Here is a 21,924-nt window from a genome sequence, read left to right on the forward strand (position 1 = left end):
CCCGCCGGGGGCGGGGCCGCCGCGGCGCTCAGCGGTTGGTCTCCAGGTGTCGGCGGTTCAGCCACTTCGGCAGGCCGGGCGCTTCCAGGAAGCCCTCGGCGCGGCCGGCCGCGATACCGATCCGCAGCAGGTCCGAGCTCTTCTCGAAGAGCATGAACCGAGGCTCCCAGATCGGCCGGTACTTGGCGTTGGCGCGGTAGAGCGACTCGATCTGCCACCAGCGGGAGAAGAAGCTCAGCAGGGAGCGCCACAGGCGCAGCACCGGTCCGGCGCCGAGCCGCGAGCCGCGCTCGAAGACCGAGCGGAACATCGCGAAGTTCAGCGAGACCTGCGTGACGCCGATCTCCTTCGAGCGCTCCAGCAGCTCGATGACCATGAACTCCATCAGGCCGTTCTCGGAGTCCCGGTCACGGCGCATCAGGTCGAGGGAGAGCCCCTTGGGGCCCCAGGGCACGAACGACAGCAGGGCCCGCAGGTCGCCGTTGCCGTCGGTGCACTCCAGCATCACGCACTGGCCGTCGGCGGGGTCGCCGAGGCGCCCCAGCGCCATCGAGAACCCGCGCTCGGTGGCGCCGTCGCGCCAGTCGTCGGCCCGGCGCACCAGGTCGGCCATCTCCTCGGCGGGGATGTCGGCGTGGCGGCGGATGCGGACGCTGTAGCCGGCCCGCTTGACGCGGTTGAACGCCTGCCGGACGGTCCGCATGGCGCGGCCCTCCAGCGTGAACTCGGCGGTCTCGACGATGGCCTCGTCGCCCAGCTCCAGCGCGTCCAGGCCGTGCCGGGCGTAGATCTGCCCGGCCTCCTCGCTCGCGCCCATCACGGCAGGCACCCAGCCGTGTTCGCGGGCCTCGGCCAGCCAGGGCTCGATCGCGCCGGGCCAGGCCTCGGGGTCGCCGATCGGGTCGCCGGAGGCGAGCGAGACCCCGCCGACGACGCGGTAGGTGACGGCCGCCTTGCCCGTCGGGGACCAGATGACGGACTTCTCGCGGCGCAGGGCGAAGTAGCCGAGCGAGTCGCGGTCGCCCTGCCGGGCCAGCAGCGCGCGGAGCTTCTCCTCGTCCTCCTCGGTCAGCGGGTCGACGGCGCGGCGCGAGCGGAACGCGGCGAGCAGGACCGCCAGCAGCAGCACCATCGACATCACGTTGATGACGACGTCGACCCAGGCGGGCGTGGTGATCGCGGCGTAGTCGCGGGCGTCGGGGTCGAGGGTGATCAGCCGCATCGCGCCGTAGCGCCAGCGGGCCAGGAACGAGGCCTCGGAGGCGTCCGGGTCGGTGTTCGCGGCGCCGACGATCAGCGCGGCGAGCAGCGAGGTGACGAGCAGGCCGACGGCGGCGACGGCGGTGGCGAGCTTCGGGTTCGAGCGGTCGCCCTTGGCGTAGAACTCCCGGCGGCCCAGCAGCAGGGCGCCGACGAACGCCGCGGTCAGGACCAGGGAGACCCAGTTCTGGGTGTGGTCGCGGAACTCCGGGTAGCAGACCTCGAACCCGCCGCCGGTGCACGGGGCGAAGGCGGCGGTGGCGAAGGCGAGCAGCAGCAGGCCGGCCAGCACCAGGTTCAGGATCCAGGCGGCCCGCTTGCGGCGGCCCATGGTCACCGCGAGGAGCAGGGAGAACAGGCCGGAGGCGAATCCGGCGGTCAGCAGGTACGGGGTGTAGAAGTCGGCGGTGTTGTGCCGGCGCAGGTCCTGCCCGAGCGAGACCCACACCGCGCTCAGGAAGTTGACGAAGGTGACGGCGCGCAGGTACCAGACGGCGAACGCGGCGCTGCGCCGGGAGCGGGCCGACCCGCGGCCGGAGCCGGGGCCCCCGTCGTCCTTGCGGGTGCCGGATGCGGTGTTCGCGGCGGCTCCGGCGGTTCCCCCGCCGGCGGGCTGTGCCGGTTTCGCCTTCTGTGCCGCTTGTGCCTTCTGTGCGGCCTGTGCGGCGTTCCGGTCGATATCTGCGCTGGTCAAGCGGGCCTCTCCCATGAAAGCCGATCATATGGGGCGCCGCCGACCGCGGATGCCGGACCGCCGGGCCGCGGTCGGCGGCCCGGCCGGCTCAGTCCTTCCGCGCCGGCTCCTCCGGCTGCGGCTCCTCCGCCCGCTCCGGCAGTTCCGCCGCGAGTGCGGCGGCCGCCTGGACGAGCGGGAGGGCCAGCAATGCCCCGGTTCCTTCCCCTACGGTGACGCCGTGGGACAGCAGGGGGTTGAGTGCCATCCGGTCCAGGGCCTTGGCCTGCGCCGGCTCGCCGCTCGCCTGGCCGGCCAGCCACCAGTCCGGCGCGCGGAACGCCGCCCGCTGCGCCACCAGCCCGCAGGCGGCCGAGACGACGCCGTCCAGGACGACCGGGGTGCGGCGCACCGCGCACTGCAGCAGGAACCCGGTGATCGCGGCGACGTCCGCGCCGCCGACCGCGGCCAGCAGGGCCAGCTGGTCGCCCAGGACGGGGCGGGCCCGGCGCAGGGCGTCGCGGATCGCCGCGCACTTGCGCATCCAGGCCAGGTCGTCGATCGGCACCCCGCCGCGGCCGGTGACCACCGACGCGTCGGTCCCGCACAGGGCGGCCACGAGCACCGCGGCGACGGTGGTCCCGCCGACGCTGAGGTCCCCGAGCACGACCAGGTCGGTGCCGGAGTCGGCCTCCTCGTCGGCGATCCGCACCCCGAGCCGCACCGCGGCCTCGGCCTCCTCGCGGGTCAGGGCGTCCTCGACGTCGATACGGCCGCTGCCGCGCCGCACCCGGTGGCGGACGACGTCCTCGGGCAGCATCCCGGGATCGCAGTCCAGCCCCGCGTCCACCACCCGCACCGACGCGCCGAACCGGCCGGCGAGGACGGAGACCGGGCTCGCCCCGTCCAGGACCGCGCGCACCAGGGCGTGCGCGCCCCCGGCGGGCCGGCCCGACACCCCGGCGGCGGCGATGCCGTGGTCGGCGGCGAACAGGACGACCCGGGGCTGCTCGACCGGCCTGACCGGAACCCGGCCCTGCGCCGCGGCCAGCCACTCGGCGAGCTCGTCGAGCCGCCCGAAGGCCCCCGCCGGCACGGACAGCCGCTCGCGGCGCTCCTCGGCGTCCCGCCGGACTCCGTTGTCGGGGCGCTCGATCAGGTCGGAGAAGTCGTCGAGATTCAGCGTGGTCATCTGCCAGAGCGTACAGCCGGTGAGGCCCTGCCCAAGCCCCCGCGGGAGCGCCTGCGCGGATGCCCCGGCGGCGGCTGCGGCGGCCCGCCCGCGGTCCGGCCGCGGCTCAGTCCTTCAGGACCAGCGCCTGCCCCGCCACCACCAGCAGGACGTGCTCGCACTCGGCGGCCACCGCTGCGTTCAGGCGGCCGAGCTCGTCCCGGAAACGCCGCCCCGAAGCCGTCGCGGGGACGACGCCCGAGCCGACCTCGTTGCTGACGGCCCCGCGTCGTCCGCGCCGCCCGCTCCTTCCGGCCGCGCGTCGTCCCAGGCCACGCGTCGGTCAGGCCTCCGAGGAGCGGCAGCGCCTCGCAGGTCCGTCCGCCCGCCTCCCGGTGCAGGCCGACCCGCGCCGCCCACTCCGCGTCCCCGTCGCGGGAGCCCGAGGTGGCCGCGTACACGACCCCGGAGCCCTCCACCGACCGACGCACCAGCGTCCGCCGCGGCAGGTCCGGCACCGCGTGGTACTCGCCGACCGTCACCGTCGCCCCGTCCGGCACCGCCCGGGCCCCCGCCGCCGCGCACCGCCGCTGCAGTTCCCGGCCCGGCGGCACGCCGTGGTCCAGGTGCACGGCGATGACGTCGGTCGTCGGGCCCGCCGCCCCGCTCGCCCGAAGCCGCGCCAGCGCCTCCGGCCGTCCCAGCACGTCCGCCAGGACCATGTCGTACGGGCGCTCGGCCATCGCGCCGTTCGTCCCCGCGGGCGCCCCGCCCGGCGGCAGGTACAGCAGCCGGCTCCCGTCCGGGCCCGTCACCTCGTACCCGGTGCCCGGCGCGTCCATCGGCACCGCCCGCACCCGGTGCCCGCTGATCACGGCGAGCTCCCGCCCGTCCGGCACCCGGCCCGCCGCCGGCAGGCCCGGCGGCAGCTCCACGGGCGGCCCGTCGTGCGGATGGGTGAGCAGCACCTGCCGGACCCCGGCCAGCGAGTGGCCGGCCCGGGCCCCCGCGAGGACCGCCCCGGGGGTCAGGTCCAGCAGCAGCGCCCCGTCGACGAGGAGGGAGGTCGCGGCCCGCGCCAGGGGGCCGACGGAGACCGCGCAGGCCGCGCAGGGACAGCCGGGGCGGGGCAGTCCCTCCGGGGTTCCGGTGCCGAGCAGAGTGAGTTCCACAAGAAGATCCTCCCGCGTCCGCGGGAGTGGTGCGCGCCCGGCTAGTCTGCGGGCAGACTCAAGGCGAGCAGCGGACGAGCAGCGGACGAGCAACGGAGGCGGACATGGCGTGGACGTGGCGGTTCGAGACGGCCGACGGCAGCCCGGCGGCGCCGGCGGTGGAGCCGGAGGAGTTCACCACGCAGGGCGACGCGGAGTCGTGGATCGGCGAGTACTGGAAGGATCTGCTGGAGGGCGGCACCGAGCGGGTCAGGCTGGCGGACGACAGCGGCGCCGAGGTGTACGCGATGAGCCTGCGCGAGGCGCTCGACGCCTGAGGCGGCCGCGGACGCACGCGTGCCCCGGGATCCCTGGCGGATCCCGGGGCACGGCTGTGCAGGGGAGGGGAGTGCGGTCCGGGTCAGCCGCGGACGCCGCACAGGTGGAGCAGCGCCGCCACACCGCGGTACGGGTCGGTCCGGCCGGCGCGGTCCTCGGCGGCCAGGAGCCGGTCGAGCTCCTCCTCCGGCGGGAGCGTCCCGCCCGCCTCGGTGCCGTCGGTGAAGACGCGCACCCCGTACCAGGCCTGGAGCGGGGCGCCGATCCCGGACAGGGTGCCCGTCAGGTCGGACAGCCGGTCCGCGCGGACCTCCAGGCCGAGCCGGTTGGTGTAGTCGACGGAGTCGAACGCGGCGAGCGCACCCGGCCAGTCGCCGTCCAGCCCGGGGCGCATGGCGAGCGCGTCGCCGTTGCGCACGAGGAGGGACAGCAGTCCGCCCGGGGCCAGCATCCGGGCCAGCCCGGCGAGCATGGCGTCCGGCTCGGGCACGTACATCAGTACGCCGTGGCACAGCACGACGTCGAAGCTGCCCGGCGTGAAGTGCGCGCCGGTCTCCCGGCCGTCGCCCTCCAGGAGCCGGACCCGCTCCTGGATCCCGGCGGGTTCCGCGGAGAGCGCCTCGCGGGCGACCTCCAGCATGCCGGGGTCCTTCTCCAGACCCGTCACCCGGTGCCCGGCGCGGGCGAGACGCAGCGCCTGGGTGCCCTGGCCCATGCCGACGTCCAGCACGCGCAGCCGCTGCCCCACGGGGAAGCGCTGCACGATCTGCTCGTCGACCTGCCGGCCCACGAGTTCCTGGCGGACGGCGTTGCGCAGTCCTCCCAGGCCCTCCAGCCACAGCCGGGCTCCCCCCGCGAAGCCGTCCCCCGCTGCTCCGGACGGCCGTGCGCTCAGGGCCGTTCCCCGCGCTTGACCTGCGGCTTCGGCAGCCGGAGGCGGCGCATCTGGAGCGTGCGCATCAGGCCGTAGGCGACCGCGCCGCGGCGCGGCTGGTCCGCGAAGCGCTCGTTCAGCGCCTTGCGCAGGCGGAACGCGAGGGCCACCGAGTCGACGATGATCAGGCCGATCACGGCGAGCCACAGCAGCAGCGCGGCGTTCTGGATCGACGGGACCCGCACCATGCTCAGCACGAGGATGATCACTGCGAGCGGCAGGAACATCTCGGCGACGGAGAAGCGGGAGTCGACGAAGTCGCGGACGAAGCGGCGCACGGGCCCCTTGTCACGGGCCGGCAGGTAGCGCTCGTCACCGTTGGCCAGGGCCTCGCGCTGCCTGGCCAGCTCGACGCGGCGGCGCTCGCGGGCGCGCCGCATGTCCTCCTTGCGGTTGCCGGTCGAGGCCACCACGGCCTTGCGCTGCGACTGCGCGACGGCGCGCTTCGGCGTCGGGCGGCCCTTGGGGGCCTGCGGGTCACGGGGCTGCGAGGACTCGGCGCTCACCTTGTCGGCGGCGGCGGCCTTCTCTTCCTTGGAGGAACGGCTACCAAACACAAAACCCAAGCGTACGTGGTCGGCGACTGCTGCCCCACCCTGACGGGGAACGATCCGGCAACGGCGGGCGTCTGGACCAGTGCAGGGTCCGTGCGGCGGACCGGGGCCCGCCCCCGGGGCGCGTCTCATCCTCACGCCTTACCGGGAGCAGGGCACAGTCGTCCTGGAGGAGGAGCGCATCCGCTCACGAACAGTGCGGTAATGGAGACAGGGCCCGTACTGTGGGTCTTGTTGGTCGTCTGGAGCGAAGTCCGTCAGAAGGGGGCGCGCGAAGCCCATGAGCGGTGTCATGAAGCGTATGGGGATGATCTTCCGCGCGAAGGCGAACAAGGCCCTTGACCGGGCCGAGGACCCGCGCGAAACCCTCGACTACTCCTACCAGAAGCAGCTGGAGCTGCTCCAGAAGGTCCGCCGCGGCGTCGCCGACGTGGCGACCTCCCGCAAGCGCCTGGAGCTCCAGCTCAACCAGCTGCAGACCCAGTCCTCGAAGCTGGAGGACCAGGGCCGCAAGGCGCTCGCGCTGGGCCGCGAGGACCTGGCCCGGGAGGCCCTCTCCCGCCGCGCCTCGCTCCAGCAGCAGGTCGGCGACCTCCAGGTGCAGCACGAGACCCTCCAGGGCGAGGAGGAGAAGCTGACGCTGGCCGCGCAGCGCCTCCAGGCCAAGGTCGACGCCTTCCGCACCAGGAAGGAGACCATCAAGGCCACCTACACCGCCGCCCAGGCGCAGACCCGGATCGCCGAGTCCTTCTCCGGCATCTCGGAGGAGATGAGCGACGTCGGCCTCGCCATCCAGCGCGCCGAGGACAAGACGGCCCAGCTCCAGGCCCGCGCCGGCGCGATCGACGAGCTGCTCGCCTCCGGCGCCCTCGACGACCAGAGCGGCCTCGGCTCCAAGGACGACATCCAGGCCGAGCTCGACCGCCTCTCCGGCGGCACCGACGTCGAGCTGGAGCTGCAGCGGATGAAGGCCGAGCTGGCGGGCGGCTCCTCCGCCCCGCAGCAGGCCATCGAGGGGGGCGCCCCGGGCGCCGAGCAGCAGCAGCAGAGCCCGCACCGGTTCGACAAGCAGTAGGACAGGGGCCCGTCATGATCGTCCGCATCATGGGGGAAGGCCAGGTCGAGATCGGGGACGGCCACTTCCCGGAGCTGAACAAGCTGGACGACGAGCTGCTCGCGGAGCTGGAGGGCGGCGACGAGGCCGGCTTCCGGCGCACCCTCGGCGCGCTCCTCGACGCCGTCCGCCGGCTCGGCGAGCCGCTGCCCGACGACGCGCTGGAGCCGTCCGAGCTGATCCTGCCCGCCCCGGACGCCACCCTGGACGAGGTCCGGCAGATGCTCGGCGACGACGGGCTGATCCCGGGCTGAGGCGCACCGCTGCGCTCACGGCGGCGGCGGCTCCTTCGGAGCGGCCGCCGCCGCGCTCTTCGCCGGGTCCGGCGCGCCGCCGATGAACTCCTCGAACCGGCGCCGCGGCGCCGCCCACCGCCGGTCGTGGTGGAAGGCCCGCAGCCCGGCCCGCGCCCGCGCCCGCGGCCGGTTCGCGTAGAAGCGCCGCGCGTACGGGGACCCCGGGCGGGCCAGGCGGACCGCGCCGACCAGCGCCACGAAGGGGATCACCATCCCGAAGAGCGCCGTACGGGCCTTGCCCTTCCACAGCGCGACCAGCGCCAGGAAGAAGTTCCCGGCCATGTTCATCACGACGAGCCCGCGGTTCTGCCGCTCCTCGGTCGTCAGGTCGTTCACCCCGAACGGCAGGAAGCCGGCCAGCACCAGCCCGACCAGCGCGGCCGTCAGCACCACGACCTCCACGCTTTTGCGGCCCTGCTCGCTCCAGTAGACGTCGTCCAGGTGCAGGATCAGCGCGAACTCGTCCAGGACCAGGCCCGCCCCCAGCCCGAAGACGACGGCCGACAGCAGCGACCCGAAGCCGTGCGCGCCGCTGGCGATCGCCCCGAACCCGCCGATGACCACCAGGATCACCCCCGGCACCACGTGGTGGACGTGCAGCCCGCCCGGCGTGATGTTCCCGAACGGCCCGCGCCCCGCCCGGATCAGGCGCGTGATGACCCGGGTGACCAGGAACGACAGGATGAACGCCAGCAGCGCGAGGAGCAGGGGCAGCTTCCCCGGCTCGATGATGTTCCGGTACCACCAAGGACCCATGACACCAGCTTCGCGGTCCGGGCCCCTCGGGCAAGTCGCTGCCGCGGGCAGCGGGTAGCGTTCCCGCCGATGACCGATCCCGTGACAGACCCCGCCGGCGACCCGTCCCCGCCGCCCCGGCCCGCACCCCCGCAGGAGCGCGCCGCGCTCGGCGACGGGCTCCGCTTCGCCTTCGGCACGCTCACCGTGCTGCCCGTCCGCATCACCCGCTGGGACCGGCCCGCGGCCCGCACCGGCATGGCCTGCGCGCCGCTCGCCGGGCTCGTCGTCGGCACGGCCGCCGCCGCCGCGGGAACGGCCCTCGCGATGCTCGGCGGCGGCCCGCTCCTCGCCGCGGCCGCGGCGGTCACCGTCCCCGCCGCCCTGACCCGCGGCCTGCACCTGGACGGCCTCGCCGACACCGCCGACGGCCTGGGCAGCGCCAAACCGGCCGCCGAGGCGCTGCGCATCATGAAGCGGTCCGACATCGGCCCGTTCGGGGTGGTCGCACTGCTGCTGCTCCTGCTCCTCCAGGCCGGGGCCCTCGCCGACGCCTTCGCCGAGGGCTGGGCCCGCGGCGCCCTCGCCGCCGCCACCGCCGGCACCGCCGCCCGCCTCGCCATGACACTGGCCTCCCGCGGCGGGATCCCGCCCGCGCGCCCGGACGGGCTCGGGGCCGCCGTCGCCGGAGTCGTGCCGCGGCACACGGCCGTCCTGGCCGCGGCCGCGGTCGCCGTCCTCGCCGCGGCGGCCGCCGCCCCCGCAGGAGCCCTGGCCGCCGTCCGCGCCGCGGCCGCCGTGGCCGCGGCGCTGGCCGTCGCGGAAGTGCTGCTGCGCCGGTGCGTGCGGCGCTTCGGCGGGGTCACCGGCGACGTCTTCGGCGCCGTCGCCGAGACCGCCGCGACGACCGCGCTGGTCGTCCTCGCCCTCGGCTGACCGCCCCGGCGGCCCCCGGGCGCGTACGGGCACGTAGGGTCGGGCCGTGGAAGAGACGCCGACGCCCATCCGGGTGCTCCTCGCCGACGACCAGGCCCTGCTGCGCAGTGCGTTCCGCGTGCTCGTCGACTCCGAACCCGACATGGAGGTCGTCGGCGAGGCCGGTGACGGCGCCCAGGCCTACGAGCGGGCCCGCGAGACGCTGCCCGACGTCGTGCTGATGGACATCCGGATGCCCGGCACCGACGGCCTCGCCGCCACCCGCCTGATCAGCGGGGACCCGGATCTCGCCGCCGTCCGCGTCGTCATGCTCACCACCTTCGAGGTCGACGAGTACGTCGCCGCGGCCCTGCGGGCCGGGGCCTCCGGCTTCCTCGGCAAGGGCGCAGAACCGGACGAGCTGCTCAACGCCATCCGCGTCGCCGCCGCCGGCGAGGCGCTGCTCTCCCCGGCCGCCACCAAAGGGCTCATCGCCACCTTCCTCGCGCAGGGCGGCGGAGCCGACCCCGCGGCCCCGGCCGGCGGGCACGCCGAGCGGCTCGCCGCGCTGACCGGCCGCGAGCGGGAAGTCCTCGTCCACGTCGCCGCGGGCCTGTCCAACGACGGGATCGCCGGCCGGCTCCAGGTCAGCCCGCTCACCGTCAAGACGCACGTCAACCGGGCCATGGCCAAGCTCGGCGCCCGCGACCGCGCCCAGCTGGTCGTCGTCGCCTACGAGTCGGGACTGGTCCGGCCCCGCAGCGAGTAGCTGGGCCGCGGCCGCGGGGGCCGCCGTCCGCAGTAGGGGGCGCGTACTACAGGCGCGGTATGCGCGGCATAAAGGCAGGACCCAGGGGCGACGCGGCAGCGCCCCGGCGGCGGCAGGCTGGTGGGCAGCGCACGCCCGTGCGGCCCCGCTCCGACCGACTGCAGAGAGATACCGACGCCCATGTCCTGGCTGTCCCGCTTCAGCCTGTCCCAGAGAGCGCTGATCGGCCTCGTGTCGCTCACGGCGCTGCTCTTCGGCGCCATAGCCGTCCCCCAGCTCAAGCAGCAGCTGCTGCCCTCCATCGACCTGCCGATGGTGTCCGTCCTCGCCCCCTACCAGGGCGCCTCCCCCGACGTCGTGGAGAAGCAGGTCGTCGAGCCCATCGAGGCCACCCTCAAGGGCGTCGACGGCATCACCGGCATCACCTCCACCGCCAGCGAGGGCAACGCCCTCATCATGGCCACCTTCGACTACGGCGACGCGGGCACCAAGCAGCTCGTCGCCGACGTCCAGCAGGCCGTGAACCGGGCCCGCGTCCGGCTGCCCTCCGAGGTCGACCCGCAGGTCGTCGCCGGCTCCACCGACGACATCCCGACCGTCGTCCTCGCCGTCACCTCCGACAAGGACCAGCAGGCCCTCGCCGACCAGCTCGGCCGCACCGTCGTCCCCGTCCTGGAGGACATCAAGGGCGTCGGCCAGGTCACCGTCGACGGCGCCCGGGAACTCCAGGTCACCGTCACCCCCGATCCCGCGCGCCTCGCCGCGGCCGGCCTCGACGGCGCCGTCCTCGCGCAGGGGCTCCAGGCGGGCGGCGCGACCGTGCCCGCCGGCTCCTTCGACGAGCAGGGCAGGAACCGGACCGTCCGCGTCGGCAGCGGCCACACCTCCGTCGCCCAGCTGGAGGAGCTCCGCCTGACCGCGGGACCCGGCAAGCCGGCCGTCCGCCTCGGCGACGTCGCCGCCGTCCGGCAGGAGCCCGCCAAGCCCGTCTCCCTCACCCGCACCAACGGCAAGCCCAGCCTCGCCCTGGTGCTGACCATGGACAAGGACGGCAGCGCCGTCGCCATCTCCGAGGCCGTCGAGGAGAAGCTGCCCGAGCTGCGCGCCTCGCTCGGCTCCGGAGCCGAGCTGACCGTCGTCGCCGACCAGGGCCCGCCGGTCGCCCAGTCCATCTCCAGCCTCACCACCGAAGGCCTGCTCGGCCTGCTCTTCGCCGTCGTGGTGATCCTGGTCTTCCTCGCCTCGCTGCGCTCGACGCTCGTCACCGCGGTCTCCATCCCGCTGTCCGTCGTCCTCGCGCTGATCGTGCTGTGGACCCGCGACCTGTCGCTGAACATGCTCACCCTCGGCGCCCTGACCATCGCGATCGGCCGCGTCGTCGACGACTCGATCGTCGTCCTGGAGAACATCAAGCGCCACCTCGGCTACGGCGAGGAGCGCGAGGCGGCCATCCTCACCGCCGTCAGGGAGGTGGCCGGGGCGGTCACCTCCTCCACGCTCACCACGGTCGCCGTCTTCGTGCCGATCGGCCTCGTCGGCGGCATGGTCGGCGAGTTCTTCGGACCCTTCTCGCTCACCGTCGCCGCAGCCCTGCTGGCCTCGCTGCTGGTGTCGCTGACGGTCGTCCCCGTGCTCTCGTACTGGTTCCTGCGCGCACCGAAGGGCGTGAGCGCCGGGGACGCCGCGAGCGCCGAGCGGGCCCGCCGCGAGGCCGAGGAGAAGGAGGCGAACAGCCGCCTCCAGCGCGGCTACGTCCGCGCCCTGGGCCTGGTCACCCGGCGCCGGGCGGCCACCCTCGTGCTGGCCGCCGTCGTCTTCGTCGCGACCCTCGGCATGACCCCGCTGCTGAAGACGAACTTCTTCGACCAAGGCGACCAGGCCGTCCTGACCGTCAAGCAGCAGCTGCCCGCCGGTACTTCCCTGGCCGCCTCCGACGAGGCGAGCCGCCGGGTGGAGAAGGCCCTCGACGGCGTCGAGGGCGTCAAGGACCACCAGGTCACCGTCGGCTCCTCCGGCTTCCTGGCTGCCTTCGGCGGCGGCACCGGCTCCAACCAGGCCACCTTCCAGGTCGTCCTGGACGACGCCGGCGAGAGCGAGGACGTCAAGAAGCGGATCGAGGACGCCCTCGCGAAGCTCGACGGCATCGGCGACACGGGCATCTCCGCGGGCGGCGGCTTCGGCAGCCAGAACCTCAGCGTGGTCGTCAAGGCCGGCGACGCCGCCGTCCTGGCGCAGGCCGCCGAGCAGGTGCAGGCCGAGATGGCGGGCCTCGACGACGTCACCGACGTCCAGAGCGACCTTTCCCAGTCCGTGCCGCGGATCTCCGTGACCGCCACCCCGAAGGCCGCCGAGGCCGGCCTGAACCAGGCCGCGCTGGGCGCGGTCGTCGCCCAGGCCGTACGGGGCACCCCCGCGGGCAAGGCCGTGCTCGACGGCACCGAGCGGGACATCGTCATCAAGTCGGCGCAGCCCGCGACCACCCTGGCCGAGCTCCAGGCGCTGCCCGTCGGCCCGGGCGTCCGCCTCGGCGACGTCGCCGAGGTCAAGGAGGTGCCCGGACCGGTCTCGATGACCCGGATCGACGGGGCCCGCGCCGCGACCGTCACCGGCAGGCCGGTCGGCGACAACACCGGCGCGATCGGCGCGGAACTCCAGGCCAGGATCGCCGCGCTGAAGCTCCCCGAGGGCGCCACCGCGAGCATCGGCGGCGTCTCCGAGGACCAGAGCGAGGCCTTCGGCCAGCTCGGCCTCGCCATGCTCGCCGCCATCGCGATCGTGTTCATGCTGCTCGTGGCCACGTTCCGGTCGCTGGTGCAGCCGCTGATCCTGCTCGTCTCGATCCCGTTCGCGGCGACCGGCGCGCTCGGCCTGCTCCTCGCCACCGGCACCCCGCTGGGCGTCCCTGCCATGATCGGCATGCTGATGCTCATCGGCATCGTCGTCACCAACGCGATCGTCCTGATCGACCTGGTCAACCAGTACCGGGCCCAGGGCCTCGGCGTCGTCGAGGCCGTCGTCGAGGGCGGGCGGCACCGCCTGCGCCCCATCCTCATGACGGCGCTCGCCACCGTCTTCGCGCTGCTGCCGATGGCGCTCGGCGTGACCGGCGAGGGCGGGTTCATCTCGCAGCCCCTGGCGGTCGTCGTGATCGGCGGCCTGGTCTCCTCGACCGTGCTGACGCTGCTCCTCGTCCCGACCCTCTACACCATGGTCGAGCTGCGCAGGGAGCGCCGCCTGGCCAAGCGCCGGGCGCGCCTTCAGGCCGTCCCCGCACCGCAGGGCGCCGAGGCCGGCGAGCACACCCCGGCAGGGGTCTGACCGCTGCCGGCCGGGGCCCGCACACGGCGTGCGGGCCCCGGAGGACACCGGAGGCCGCAGGCGAAAGGGCCGCTCCCGTCCCCTGCCGGGGGCGGGAGCGGCCCTTTCGGTGCTTTCGGCGCCTCCGGCCCGCGTGCGGGCCGGGATACCGGGCTACGGGAGCGCGAGCATCCGCTCCAGGGCGAGCTTCGCGAAGCTCTCGGTCTCCTTGTCCACCTGGATCCGGTTGACGAGGGTGCCCTCGGCGAGGGACTCCAGCGCCCAGACCAGGTGCGGCAGGTCGATGCGGTTCATCGTCGAGCAGAAGCACACCGTCCGGTCGAGGAAGACGACGTCCTTGCCCTCCGGGGCGAAACGGTTCGCCAGGCGCTTGACGAGGTTCAGCTCGGTGCCGATGGCCCACTTCGAGCCGGCCGGGGCCGCCTCCAGCGTCTTGATGATGTACTCCGTCGAGCCGACGTAGTCGGCGGCCGCGACGACCTCGTGCCTGCACTCGGGGTGCACCAGCACGTTCACGCCGGGGATGCGGGCGCGGACGTCGTTGACGGAGTCCAGCGAGAAGCGGCCGTGCACGGAGCAGTGGCCGCGCCACAGGATCATCTTCGCGTCGCGCAGCTGCTCGGCGGTCAGGCCGCCGTTCGGCTTGTGCGGGTTGTAGACCACGCAGTCGTCCAGGGACATGCCCATGTCGCGGACGGCGGTGTTGCGGCCCAGGTGCTGGTCCGGCAGGAAGAGCACCTTCTCGCCCTGCTCGAACGCCCAGTCCAGGGCCTTCTTCGCGTTGGACGAGGTGCAGATGGTGCCGCCGTGCTTGCCGGTGAAGGCCTTGATGTCGGCGGAGGAGTTCATGTACGAGACGGGGACCGTCACGTCGGCGATGCCGGCCTCGGACAGCGCGTCCCAGCACTCCGCGACCTGCTCGGCGGTGGCCATGTCGGCCATCGAGCAGCCTGCGGCCAGGTCCGGCAGGACGACCTTCTGGTCGTCGCCGGTCAGGATGTCCGCGGACTCGGCCATGAAGTGGACGCCGCAGAAGACGATGTACTCGGCCTCGGGCCGGGCGGCGGCGTCGCGGGCCAGCTTGAAGGAGTCGCCGGTGACGTCGGCGAACTCGATGACCTCGTCCCGCTGGTAGTGGTGCCCGAGGATGAAGACCTTGTCGCCGAGCTTCTCCTTGGCGGCGCGGGCGCGCGCGACCAGGTCGGGGTCCGACGGCGAGGGGAGGTCGCCCGGGCACTCCACGCCGCGCTCGCTCTTGGGGTCGGCCTCGCGGCCGAGCAGCAGCAGGGCAAGGGGCGTCGGCTGGACGTCCAAGGGCTGGGCGGTGGTCACGACACGCACCCTTTCTGTTCTGCGACAAGGGACTTCTGGAAGCGTCTGCTTCGACTTTTCGTCTATTTGACGCTATCTATGATAGCCGGTTCACGTCACTTTGACGATGCCGATAGTGTCGATGTGACGCATTCGCCCCGTGGCGAACCCCTCCCCGCGCCGGGCCCGCCGGTCCGCGCCGGTGTGCGAGCATGAATGTCTGGAACACGCGCCGGGTCCGGAATGAATCCGCGCCCCCGCTCGTTGCCACCGACGGCAAGAGTCCGACGTTTCCCTGCCTGCCGGCCGGGAGCCGCCCACTTCGGGAGTGAATGCAGATGTCCGTACAGGACGACAAGACCACTGTGAGCGACGGCATCCTCCTGTCCGACGCCGCCGCCGAGAAGGTCAGGACCCTGCTGGAGCAGGAGGGCCGCGATGACCTGGCGCTCCGCGTCGCCGTCCAGCCCGGCGGCTGCTCCGGCCTGCGCTACCAGCTCTTCTTCGACGAGCGCTCCCTCGACGGCGACGTCGTCAAGGACTTCGGCGGCGTGAAGGTCGTCACGGACCGGATGAGCTCCCCCTACCTCCAGGGCGCCTCGATCGACTTCGTCGACACCATCGAGAAGCAGGGCTTCACGATCGACAACCCCAACGCCACCGGCTCCTGCGCCTGCGGCGACTCCTTCAGCTAAGCCCCCGCCAGGGCCCGCGGAAGCAGAGCAGAGGCCCCCGGCACCGTCCCGCAGGACGCTGCCGGGGGCCTCTGCGCGTGCCCCGCCGCGGCTACCCCTGCCGGGGGAGCGGCTTCCCCGAGGTCGCGTCCACCACCGCGCGCGAGCCCAGCGGCTGCTCCAGCGTCGCCGACACGCTCATCTCCTGCGCGATCAGGATGCAGGCCCGGCCCGGATCGATCGGTGTCTCCGTGATCCGCACCGTCACCGAACCGGCCTCCTCCCGCGCCTCCAGCGCGTAGGTGCTGCACACCCCGCCCCAGAAGTTCACCGTCAGCTTCCGGCCGGCCTCCGCGTACGAGAACCCCGGCACCGTGCGCGCCCCCGACGGGGCGGGCACGGCCTGCCCGCCCTCCGCCGCCGGCTGCACCACCGTGTGCGCGGGCGCACCGTCCTTTCCGGCCACCTGGAAGTGCCAGGCCGGCACCAGCCCGCGGGCCCCGTTCACCGTCCCCGCCGCCAGCCCCAGCACCGCGCCCGTCACCGTCTCCGTCCGCGGCGGCTTCATCGGCCGCGGCTCCGGGTCGCACGGCGGCGTCTCACCCGGGCCCACCGGGTCGTCCGTGGTCAGCGGCACCGCCGAGGCGCAGCCGCTCGGCCCCGTCCGGTCCGGGCCGCCCGAGGAGCGGTTCAGCCGGGCCAGCGCCTCCGCCGCCCCGACCACCCGCTGCTCGCCGGCGCGCACCGGGGCCTTCAGCTCGCCGCTCCCGGCCACCACCTGGCCGTCCGGGCCGACGCTGACCTGCGTGGTCCAGCCCTTGGTGGGCCGCCCGTCGACCACCGGGTCGGCGGCCACCACGCGGACCGAGCCCTGCACCAGGCGGGCGTCCAGCGCCGCACCGGACTGCCCGGCCGCGGCCAGCACCGGGGCCGCGGCGGCCTTCGCCGCCTCCTCCGACACCGGCCTGCCCGAGCCCGCCCCGCCGTCCCCGCCCCGCGGAAGCGTGGCCGGCCCGCAGGTGTCCTTGCCGCGCTCGCAGTCGTCGCCCGTGCCGCCCCCGCCGTGGAAGCGGGAGAAGCTCCAGGTCCCGGGCGCCGTCCGGGTCACCGTCAGCCGCGGCCCGAAGCCGTCCGCGCCCTCCCCGGCCCGCCAGGTGTCGCCCACCCGCCGCGGTTCGCCCGTCAGGCCGAGGGCCGCCGCGAGCCGGCCCGCCTCCTCGGCCGAGACCTCCCCGGACGCCGCGTACGACGGCGCCGCCGCCGGCGCCTCCGGCAGCTTCCCGGCGGCCCGGTAGGTGACCCCGCCGCCCTGCGGGTCCGGCTCGCCCGGGGCGATGCCCGGCCCGGACGGGCTCGGCGCCACCCGCGGCGCCGACGCCGCGGACCCGCCGCCCTCACGGCCGCCGCCCTGCGCGGCCGACGCCCAGTACGCCGTCCCGCCGCCGGCGAGCAGCACGGCGGCGGCGATGGAGCCGACGGCCCAGGCCGGCCGCCGCCGTGTGCCGCGTGATGTCTCGGGTTGTTCGCTCGTCACCGCTTGCTCCTTCGCCCGTATCGCCGTGGCTGATGTGGGTGGGACGGAACAGACGCGAAACCGGTTCCGTCGAACCGTTCCTAAACAGTGTCCAGGAGTGACATCTGATGCCAGCTCCCGGAACTGCGCGCATCCCAAACGGTGTTGGATGCGCTGGTTACCCGCGTTCTCGTTGTCCCCGTTCGGGGTCGTACACCGTGTGCACGTTCCGTGACGGGTGGGCGGGTTCCCTGACGCTCCCGGATGCCCGGTTCGGCCTGGGCGGTCCGATGCCCACGACGATCGCTCTGGTCGTCGTGGGGCGCTGCCGTCCGTCGCCGGATCGGGTGCCCGAGGGCGCGTCGCCCGATCGCGACGCTCGCGGCGTCGTGACGGGACATCTTTCGCTTGTTGCTGGTCAGCGGCTTACGCCAGTGCTGATCGCCCCACATGGAGGTGTAAGCCGGATCGACGGCGACGATCGCCAGGCCCTGCTCGGCGGCCATCGACACCAGACGGGCTTTGAGCTTTCCGGTAGGGATGCCGGAGATCAGCTGACGGAACCGCTTCCTGCGGCCGTGCTTCTCCCGGGTCTTCTCGGCGGTGAAGTCCAGGTTCTCCAGGCCGATCGCCGTCGCGCCGCACCGCTTGGTCCAGTGCAGCAGGCGGGTAATGGCGTGGCGGACCTGGGCGTCACGGTGGCCGGCGGTGCCGGTCAGGTCGTAGTGGAAGCGACGCGGGTCGCCGACAGGGTTGCCGTGCCGGTCGAGCCGGTAGGCGGCAAAGTGGTCGGCGTTCGTATCGACGCCGACCATCCCATGGGCACGGGCCGTGTCGAGCGGTACCGTCTTGACCACCGGCTTCTGCCACGACGCGGTCAGGTACCAACGCCCACGCCCGACGTCGTAGTGGATGCGGTAGGCGACCGCCCGGTTCGCCTCGATCCGGTCGGCCCACTCGGCGCCCCGGTGCGCGAACGCCACCTTCGAGGCAAGGACGTACCGGCCGTGCTTGGTGTTGGCCAGGTGCGCGAGCGGGGCGGGAAGCTTGATCGAGACCTCGCCGTCCGGGCTGACGCGGAGGGTCTCGTTGCCGAACCTTTTGCCGGACTCCCCGTCGGCGGCGAGGAACCAGCGCTCGGCCTCCCACCGCTGCCGCCACTGTTCCTCGGTCAGCCCGGCCGCGGCGAGGTTGTGTCGGGTGTTCAGCAGACGTCGGCCCCCACGCACCACGTGCACGATCCCGGCCTCACGCTCCGCGCGCGCCACGTCGAGGCGGTGCTCCAGGACCGCCAGACGCCGCGACTTGACGAACCACTCGTGGTGGGACTGGTAGCCGCCGGGGGCCCGCTTGGTTCCCTTCTCCCCGAGAGGTTGGGACAGGCGGTGCATCAGCGTCCGGACCCCGGCTTCCAGACCCTGGATGTACGCGAGCTGGCCGCGCCGCGACAGCGCCCACTGATCATGGCTTGCCTTCGTGATGCTCCCGGCCCAGCGGGACGAGGACGCTGCGGTCAGGCCCTGCTTCCGGGCCGCCCACGATTCGCTGTTGTGCTCGTGGCCCTGGGCGCACCGCACCGCCAGGTCCCCGGACGCCAGTCGCCCCAGGTGCTCACCGGTCAGACGGAGAACCTTCTCGTCGGCCGGGGTGAGCTGCCCCAGGCGGTCGCGTATCGCCACACCGGACGGGCCGAGCGCGACGAACGGCGCGTCGATGGGGCGGAGCTGCTTCTCACTCATCGGCGGCAGCCGCCTCAAGCGCCTTGCGGGCACGGTTCTTCGCCGAGCGGCGCCCGTACAGTCGGGCACAGAACGAGGTCAGGACTTCAACCATGTCCTGCACCAGGTCGTCTTCGACCTCGCCGTCATCGAGCACGACCAGGCGCCGGCCCGTCGCGGACAGGGCGGCCTCGACCAGCTCGACGTTCATCCGGCCCAGCCGGTCCTTGTGCTCGACCACAACCGTGGTCACCTGCGGGTCGGCCAGCAGTCGGCGGGCCTTGGTCCGGGCACCGTTCATGCCCGAGGCGATCTCGGATTCGACACGGACAACCTTGTGTCCGGCCTTCGCCGCCCATGCCGACAGGCGTGCCGTCTGCCGTTCCAGGTCCGCTCTCTGATCGTGAGAGGACACCCGGGCATACAGACCGACCCCGCCGGTCACGGCGGGTGAGGTGTTCGCGTCGATGTTCACCAGGATCGTGCGCGGCCCCACTCGCTCCGCGGGGACCGGCAACGTGCCCTCACGGAACCAGCGATACGCAGTACGTGGGGCGATCCCCTGTGCGCGTGCCCATTCCGTCAGGTTCATACACAAGATCGTACGACACTCATGACACCTAAAGGACACTCATGAACACTTGTTCGAGAGCAGTACTCAACCCCTACTCGCCGTCGCCGTACTGCGCCGTGGAGGCGATCAGGCGGGCCGAGGCCGCAGGGACGCGCACCCCGTGGATCCGGGACGGCGCCACCCTGTCAGGCCGGGGGCCCGCCGGGACCGCCCAGTGCGGGGCCATCCTGGCGCAGTCTCCGAGCAGCCGCGCGAAACCGGGCCGCGTGTCGACCGTGTACTCTCCGTAGCCGAATCCATCGGTAGAGGTCATGGGGGCACCGTAGGCCCGCACCGCCGCGCGGAGAAAGGGCTACTACGGGGTAGTTTCGTGGGGTCGGCGGCAGGTCCGCGACGGGGTAGCGTTGACTGTCAACGCTCGCCTTACCGCAGGAGCATCCACGCCGTGCGCATCGCAGTCACCGGCTCCATCGCCACCGACCACCTCATGACCTTTCCCGGCCGCTTCGCCGACCAGCTGGTCGCGGACCAGCTGCACACGGTCTCCCTCTCCTTCCTCGTCGACAACCTCGACGTCCGGCGGGGCGGTGTCGGCCCGAACATCTGCTTCGGCATGGGCCAGCTGGGCCTGCGGCCGGTCCTCGTCGGCGCGGCCGGCTCCGACTTCGACGAGTACCGCGCCTGGCTGGACCGGCACGGCGTCGACACCTCCTCGGTGCGCATCTCCGAGGTCCTGCACACCGCGCGCTTCGTCTGCACCACCGACGCCGACCACAACCAGATCGGCTCCTTCTACACGGGCGCGATGAGCGAGGCCCGCCTGATCGAGCTCAAGGCCGTCGCCGACCGCGTGGGCGGCCTCGACCTGGTCCTCATCGGCGCCGACGACCCCGAGGCGATGCTCCGCCACACCGAGGAGTGCCGCAGCCGCGGGATCCCCTTCGCCGCGGACTTCTCCCAGCAGATCGCCCGCATGGACGGCGAGAACATCCGCACCCTGATGGAGGGCGCGACGTACCTCTTCTCGAACGAGTACGAGAAGGGCCTCATCGAGTCGAAGTCCGGCTGGAGCGACGAGGAGATCCTCGCCAAGGTCGGCACCCGCGTCACCACCCTCGGCTCCCGCGGCGTCCGCATCGAGCGGGCCGGCGAGGAGACCATCACCGTCGGCTGCCCGGAGGAGACCGCCAAGGTCGACCCGACCGGCGTCGGCGACGCCTTCCGCGCCGGCTTCCTGGCCGGCCTCGGCTGGGGCGTCGGCCTGGAGCGCGCCGCGCAGGTCGGCTGCATGCTCGCCACCCTCGTGATCGAGACGCTCGGCACCCAGGAGTACACCCTGGCGCGCGCCCACTTCATGGAGCGCTTCACCAAGGCCTACGGCGAGGACGCCGCGGCCGAGGTCCGCGCCCACCTGGCCGCCTGACCCGGGCACCCCGCCGGCCGGCGCCCCCGCGGGCGCCGGCCCCGGCTCAGCTCCGGCGGCGCACCGTGTACGCCGTCCCCTGCGGCCGCGGCTCCTCGCCCACGTAGTCGTGGCCGCGCAGCGAGCACCACGCCGGGACGTCCAGCCGGGCCACCTCGTCGTCCGACACCACCGTGACGGTCCCGCCGACCGGCACCGTGCGGACGGCCCGGGCCAGCTCGATCACCGGCTGCGGGCAGCGCAGCCCCAGCGCGTCGACCTCCACGGAGTCCGCGACCGGCTCCACGGGCTCCGCCTCGGGCGAACCCAGGGCGGCCCGGACCCGCGCCACCGCGGCGGGCAGCACCTCCAGGAAGCCGTTGACGTCCTCCGCAGTCGTCCCCGGCGGCAGGGACACCCGTACGTTCCCCTCCGACAGCACCCCCATCGCGCGCAGCACGTGACTCGGCGTCAGGGTGGAGCTGGTGCAGGAGGAGCCGGAGGAGACCGAATAGCCCGCCTTGTCCAGCTCGTGCAGCAGGGTCTCCCCGTCGACGTACAGGCAGGAGAACGTCACCAGGTGCGGCAGCCGCCGGTCCGGGTGGCCGACCACCTCCACGTCCGGCACGAGCCGGGCCACGCGCCGCCGGATCCGGTCCACCAGGACCCGCAGCCGGGCCGCCTCCGCCTCCGCCTCGGCGCGCACCGCCCGCAGCGAGGCCGCGGCCGCGACGGCGGCCGGGAGGTTCACGAAGCCGGGGGAGCGGCCCGACTCCCGCTCGTCCGCCGGGTGCTGCGGCGAGAACCGGACACCCTTGCGGACCGCCAGCAGCCCGACGCCGGGCGGGCCGCCCCACTTGTGGGCGCTCGCCGCGAGCACCGACCAGGCGCCCTCCACCGGCCCCCAGCCGAGCGACTGGGCGGCGTCCACCAGCAGCGGGACCCCGGCCTCCGCGCAGACGTCCGCGACCTCGGCCACCGGCTGCACCGTGCCCACCTCGTGGTTGGCGGACTGCAGGCAGGCCAGCGCGGTCGACGCGGTCAGCGCGTCCGCGTACCCCCCGGCGGTGACGGTGCCGCTGCGGTCGACCGGCACCTGCGCCACCGAACCGCCCGCGGCGGCGTGCACGTCGGCCGCGTGGAGCACCGAACTGTGTTCGACCGCGGACACCACCAGGTGCCGGCCGGTGCGCCGGCGCCCGGCGAGTGCGCCCGCGATGCCGGAGTGGACCGCCTGTGTCCCCGAAGGGGTGAACACGAGCTCGTCGGCGCGGCAGCCGACGGCCTCCGCCGCCGCCTCGCGCGCCGCGTCCAGCAGGAGCGCCGCACGCCGGCCCTCCCGGTACAGCCGGGCGGGGTCCGCCCAGCCCTCGTCGAGGGCGGCCGCCAGCGCCTGCCGGGCCACGGGGTGCAGCGGAGCGGTGGACGCGGTGTCGAAGTACGGCATCCCGTCACGGTAAGGCAGCGGTCCGCGGGCGCCGCGCCCGCCCGGTGCGCAGGGGC

General features: G+C 74.0%; 19 protein-coding genes and 1 pseudogene. 8 read left to right on the plus strand and 12 right to left on the minus strand.

Annotated elements, in window-relative coordinates; genetic code table 11:
- Positions 1 to 28 precede the first annotated feature (28 nt).
- The 3 genes and pseudogenes from MUK52_RS22745 to MUK52_RS22755 form a co-directional block, all read right to left on the minus strand.
- Positions 29 to 1,969 (minus strand): phosphatidylglycerol lysyltransferase domain-containing protein, encoded by a 1,941-nt coding sequence (locus MUK52_RS22745; protein WP_284579583.1) that lies wholly within the window; start codon positions 1,967 to 1,969, stop codon positions 29 to 31.
- 73 nt (positions 1,970 to 2,042) lie between these two features.
- Positions 2,043 to 3,125 (minus strand): nicotinate-nucleotide--dimethylbenzimidazole phosphoribosyltransferase, encoded by a 1,083-nt coding sequence (cobT, locus tag MUK52_RS22750; RefSeq protein WP_284579585.1) that lies wholly within the window; start codon positions 3,123 to 3,125, stop codon positions 2,043 to 2,045.
- Between the two features lie 106 nt (positions 3,126 to 3,231).
- Positions 3,232 to 4,276 (minus strand): annotated as a pseudogene (locus MUK52_RS22755) (bifunctional adenosylcobinamide kinase/adenosylcobinamide-phosphate guanylyltransferase).
- Positions 4,277 to 4,380: 104 nt separating this feature from the next.
- Here MUK52_RS22755 and MUK52_RS22760 point away from each other — a divergent pair.
- Positions 4,381 to 4,593: a hypothetical protein gene (locus MUK52_RS22760; RefSeq protein ID WP_114057271.1), complete on the plus strand. Its 213-nt coding sequence runs from the start codon at positions 4,381 to 4,383 to the stop codon at positions 4,591 to 4,593.
- A gap of 83 nt (positions 4,594 to 4,676) precedes the next feature.
- Here MUK52_RS22760 and MUK52_RS22765 read toward each other — a convergent pair whose 3' ends face one another.
- On the minus strand, positions 4,677 to 5,435 hold the full coding sequence (locus tag MUK52_RS22765; protein WP_472912606.1) for a class I SAM-dependent methyltransferase: 759 nt from the start codon (positions 5,433 to 5,435) through the stop codon (positions 4,677 to 4,679).
- Between the two features lie 50 nt (positions 5,436 to 5,485).
- The gene (locus MUK52_RS22770; protein WP_472912604.1) at positions 5,486 to 6,094 is read right to left on the minus strand and encodes a DUF3043 domain-containing protein; all 609 of its coding nucleotides are present in this window, start codon (positions 6,092 to 6,094) and stop codon (positions 5,486 to 5,488) included.
- A gap of 268 nt (positions 6,095 to 6,362) precedes the next feature.
- Here MUK52_RS22770 and MUK52_RS22775 point away from each other — a divergent pair, with 268 nt between their 5' ends.
- Both MUK52_RS22775 and pspAA read left to right on the plus strand, forming a co-directional pair.
- Positions 6,363 to 7,157: a PspA/IM30 family protein gene (locus MUK52_RS22775; RefSeq protein ID WP_284579589.1), complete on the plus strand. Its 795-nt coding sequence runs from the start codon at positions 6,363 to 6,365 to the stop codon at positions 7,155 to 7,157.
- A gap of 14 nt (positions 7,158 to 7,171) precedes the next feature.
- Positions 7,172 to 7,450 (plus strand): PspA-associated protein PspAA, encoded by a 279-nt coding sequence (gene pspAA, locus MUK52_RS22780; RefSeq protein WP_114057268.1) that lies wholly within the window; start codon positions 7,172 to 7,174, stop codon positions 7,448 to 7,450.
- A 15-nt stretch (positions 7,451 to 7,465) separates the two neighbouring features.
- On the opposite strand, the gene MUK52_RS22785 is transcribed toward pspAA, so the two are convergent.
- The gene (locus MUK52_RS22785; RefSeq protein ID WP_114057267.1) at positions 7,466 to 8,248 is read right to left on the minus strand and encodes a hypothetical protein; all 783 of its coding nucleotides are present in this window, start codon (positions 8,246 to 8,248) and stop codon (positions 7,466 to 7,468) included.
- Positions 8,249 to 8,317: 69 nt separating this feature from the next.
- Here MUK52_RS22785 and MUK52_RS22790 point away from each other — a divergent pair, with 69 nt between their 5' ends.
- The 3 genes from MUK52_RS22790 (at position 8,318) to MUK52_RS22800 (ending at position 13,229) form a co-directional block, all read left to right on the plus strand.
- Positions 8,318 to 9,163, plus strand: coding sequence for an adenosylcobinamide-GDP ribazoletransferase (locus MUK52_RS22790; protein WP_284579591.1), 846 nt, complete (start codon positions 8,318 to 8,320; stop codon positions 9,161 to 9,163).
- Positions 9,164 to 9,209: 46 nt separating this feature from the next.
- The gene (locus MUK52_RS22795) at positions 9,210 to 9,911 is read left to right on the plus strand and encodes a response regulator (RefSeq protein WP_246042666.1); all 702 of its coding nucleotides are present in this window, start codon (positions 9,210 to 9,212) and stop codon (positions 9,909 to 9,911) included.
- 180 nt (positions 9,912 to 10,091) lie between these two features.
- Complete coding sequence (locus tag MUK52_RS22800; protein ID WP_284579595.1) at positions 10,092 to 13,229, plus strand: efflux RND transporter permease subunit; 3,138 nt, start codon at positions 10,092 to 10,094, stop codon at positions 13,227 to 13,229.
- Positions 13,230 to 13,382: 153 nt separating this feature from the next.
- Here the strand turns inward: MUK52_RS22800 and nadA are convergent, their stop codons facing one another.
- Entirely contained in the window at positions 13,383 to 14,570 is a 1,188-nt protein-coding gene (gene nadA, locus MUK52_RS22805; protein WP_114057263.1) for a quinolinate synthase NadA, read from the minus strand.
- A gap of 308 nt (positions 14,571 to 14,878) precedes the next feature.
- On the opposite strand from nadA, the gene MUK52_RS22810 reads away from it, so the two are divergent.
- Positions 14,879 to 15,235, plus strand: a complete 357-nt coding sequence (locus tag MUK52_RS22810) for a HesB/IscA family protein (protein WP_114058871.1) — start codon at positions 14,879 to 14,881, stop codon at positions 15,233 to 15,235.
- 91 nt (positions 15,236 to 15,326) lie between these two features.
- Here MUK52_RS22810 and MUK52_RS22815 read toward each other — a convergent pair whose 3' ends face one another.
- The 4 genes from MUK52_RS22815 to MUK52_RS22830 form a co-directional block, all read right to left on the minus strand.
- Positions 15,327 to 16,748 (minus strand): hypothetical protein, encoded by a 1,422-nt coding sequence (locus tag MUK52_RS22815; protein ID WP_284579599.1) that lies wholly within the window; start codon positions 16,746 to 16,748, stop codon positions 15,327 to 15,329.
- Positions 16,749 to 16,828: 80 nt separating this feature from the next.
- On the minus strand, positions 16,829 to 18,466 hold the full coding sequence (locus MUK52_RS22820) for a transposase (RefSeq protein WP_284579601.1): 1,638 nt from the start codon (positions 18,464 to 18,466) through the stop codon (positions 16,829 to 16,831).
- On the minus strand, positions 18,459 to 19,037 hold the full coding sequence (locus tag MUK52_RS22825; RefSeq protein ID WP_284579603.1) for an IS607 family transposase: 579 nt from the start codon (positions 19,035 to 19,037) through the stop codon (positions 18,459 to 18,461). The genes MUK52_RS22820 and MUK52_RS22825 overlap by 8 nt, the downstream gene beginning before the upstream one ends.
- 73 nt (positions 19,038 to 19,110) lie before the next feature.
- The gene (locus tag MUK52_RS22830) at positions 19,111 to 19,332 is read right to left on the minus strand and encodes a hypothetical protein (RefSeq protein WP_284579605.1); all 222 of its coding nucleotides are present in this window, start codon (positions 19,330 to 19,332) and stop codon (positions 19,111 to 19,113) included.
- Positions 19,333 to 19,464: 132 nt separating this feature from the next.
- Here MUK52_RS22830 and MUK52_RS22835 point away from each other — a divergent pair, with 132 nt between their 5' ends.
- A complete protein-coding gene (locus MUK52_RS22835; RefSeq protein WP_114057260.1) occupies positions 19,465 to 20,442 on the plus strand; it encodes a carbohydrate kinase family protein in 978 nt (325 codons plus the stop codon).
- A gap of 46 nt (positions 20,443 to 20,488) precedes the next feature.
- On the opposite strand, the gene MUK52_RS22840 is transcribed toward MUK52_RS22835, so the two are convergent.
- On the minus strand, positions 20,489 to 21,868 hold the full coding sequence (locus MUK52_RS22840) for a cysteine desulfurase/sulfurtransferase TusA family protein (protein ID WP_284579607.1): 1,380 nt from the start codon (positions 21,866 to 21,868) through the stop codon (positions 20,489 to 20,491).
- Between the last annotated feature and the right edge of the window lie 56 nt (positions 21,869 to 21,924).

The sequence above is a fragment of the Streptomyces sp. 2P-4 genome (assembly GCF_030167965.1).
Lineage (GTDB): Bacteria > Actinomycetota > Actinomycetes > Streptomycetales > Streptomycetaceae > Streptomyces > Streptomyces globosus_A.

Bases quoted from the DNA above. Each gene is read 5' to 3' on its own strand.
- MUK52_RS22775 (WP_284579589.1), top strand. From the start codon at position 6,363: ATGAGCGGTGTCATGAAGCGTATGGGGATGATCTTCCGCGCGAAGGCG.
- pspAA (WP_114057268.1), top strand. From the start codon at position 7,172: ATGATCGTCCGCATCATGGGGGAAGGCCAGGTCGAGATCGGGGACGGC.
- MUK52_RS22830 (WP_284579605.1), bottom strand. From the start codon at position 19,332: ATGACCTCTACCGATGGATTCGGCTACGGAGAGTACACGGTCGACACG.
- MUK52_RS22820 (WP_284579601.1), bottom strand. From the start codon at position 18,466: ATGAGTGAGAAGCAGCTCCGCCCCATCGACGCGCCGTTCGTCGCGCTC.
- MUK52_RS22840 (WP_284579607.1), bottom strand. From the start codon at position 21,868: ATGCCGTACTTCGACACCGCGTCCACCGCTCCGCTGCACCCCGTGGCC.
- MUK52_RS22790 (WP_284579591.1), top strand. From the start codon at position 8,318: ATGACCGATCCCGTGACAGACCCCGCCGGCGACCCGTCCCCGCCGCCC.
- MUK52_RS22760 (WP_114057271.1), top strand. From the start codon at position 4,381: ATGGCGTGGACGTGGCGGTTCGAGACGGCCGACGGCAGCCCGGCGGCG.
- MUK52_RS22800 (WP_284579595.1), top strand. From the start codon at position 10,092: ATGTCCTGGCTGTCCCGCTTCAGCCTGTCCCAGAGAGCGCTGATCGGC.
- MUK52_RS22745 (WP_284579583.1), bottom strand. From the start codon at position 1,969: ATGGGAGAGGCCCGCTTGACCAGCGCAGATATCGACCGGAACGCCGCA.
- MUK52_RS22785 (WP_114057267.1), bottom strand. From the start codon at position 8,248: ATGGGTCCTTGGTGGTACCGGAACATCATCGAGCCGGGGAAGCTGCCC.
- cobT (WP_284579585.1), bottom strand. From the start codon at position 3,125: ATGACCACGCTGAATCTCGACGACTTCTCCGACCTGATCGAGCGCCCC.
- MUK52_RS22825 (WP_284579603.1), bottom strand. From the start codon at position 19,037: ATGAACCTGACGGAATGGGCACGCGCACAGGGGATCGCCCCACGTACT.
- MUK52_RS22810 (WP_114058871.1), top strand. From the start codon at position 14,879: ATGTCCGTACAGGACGACAAGACCACTGTGAGCGACGGCATCCTCCTG.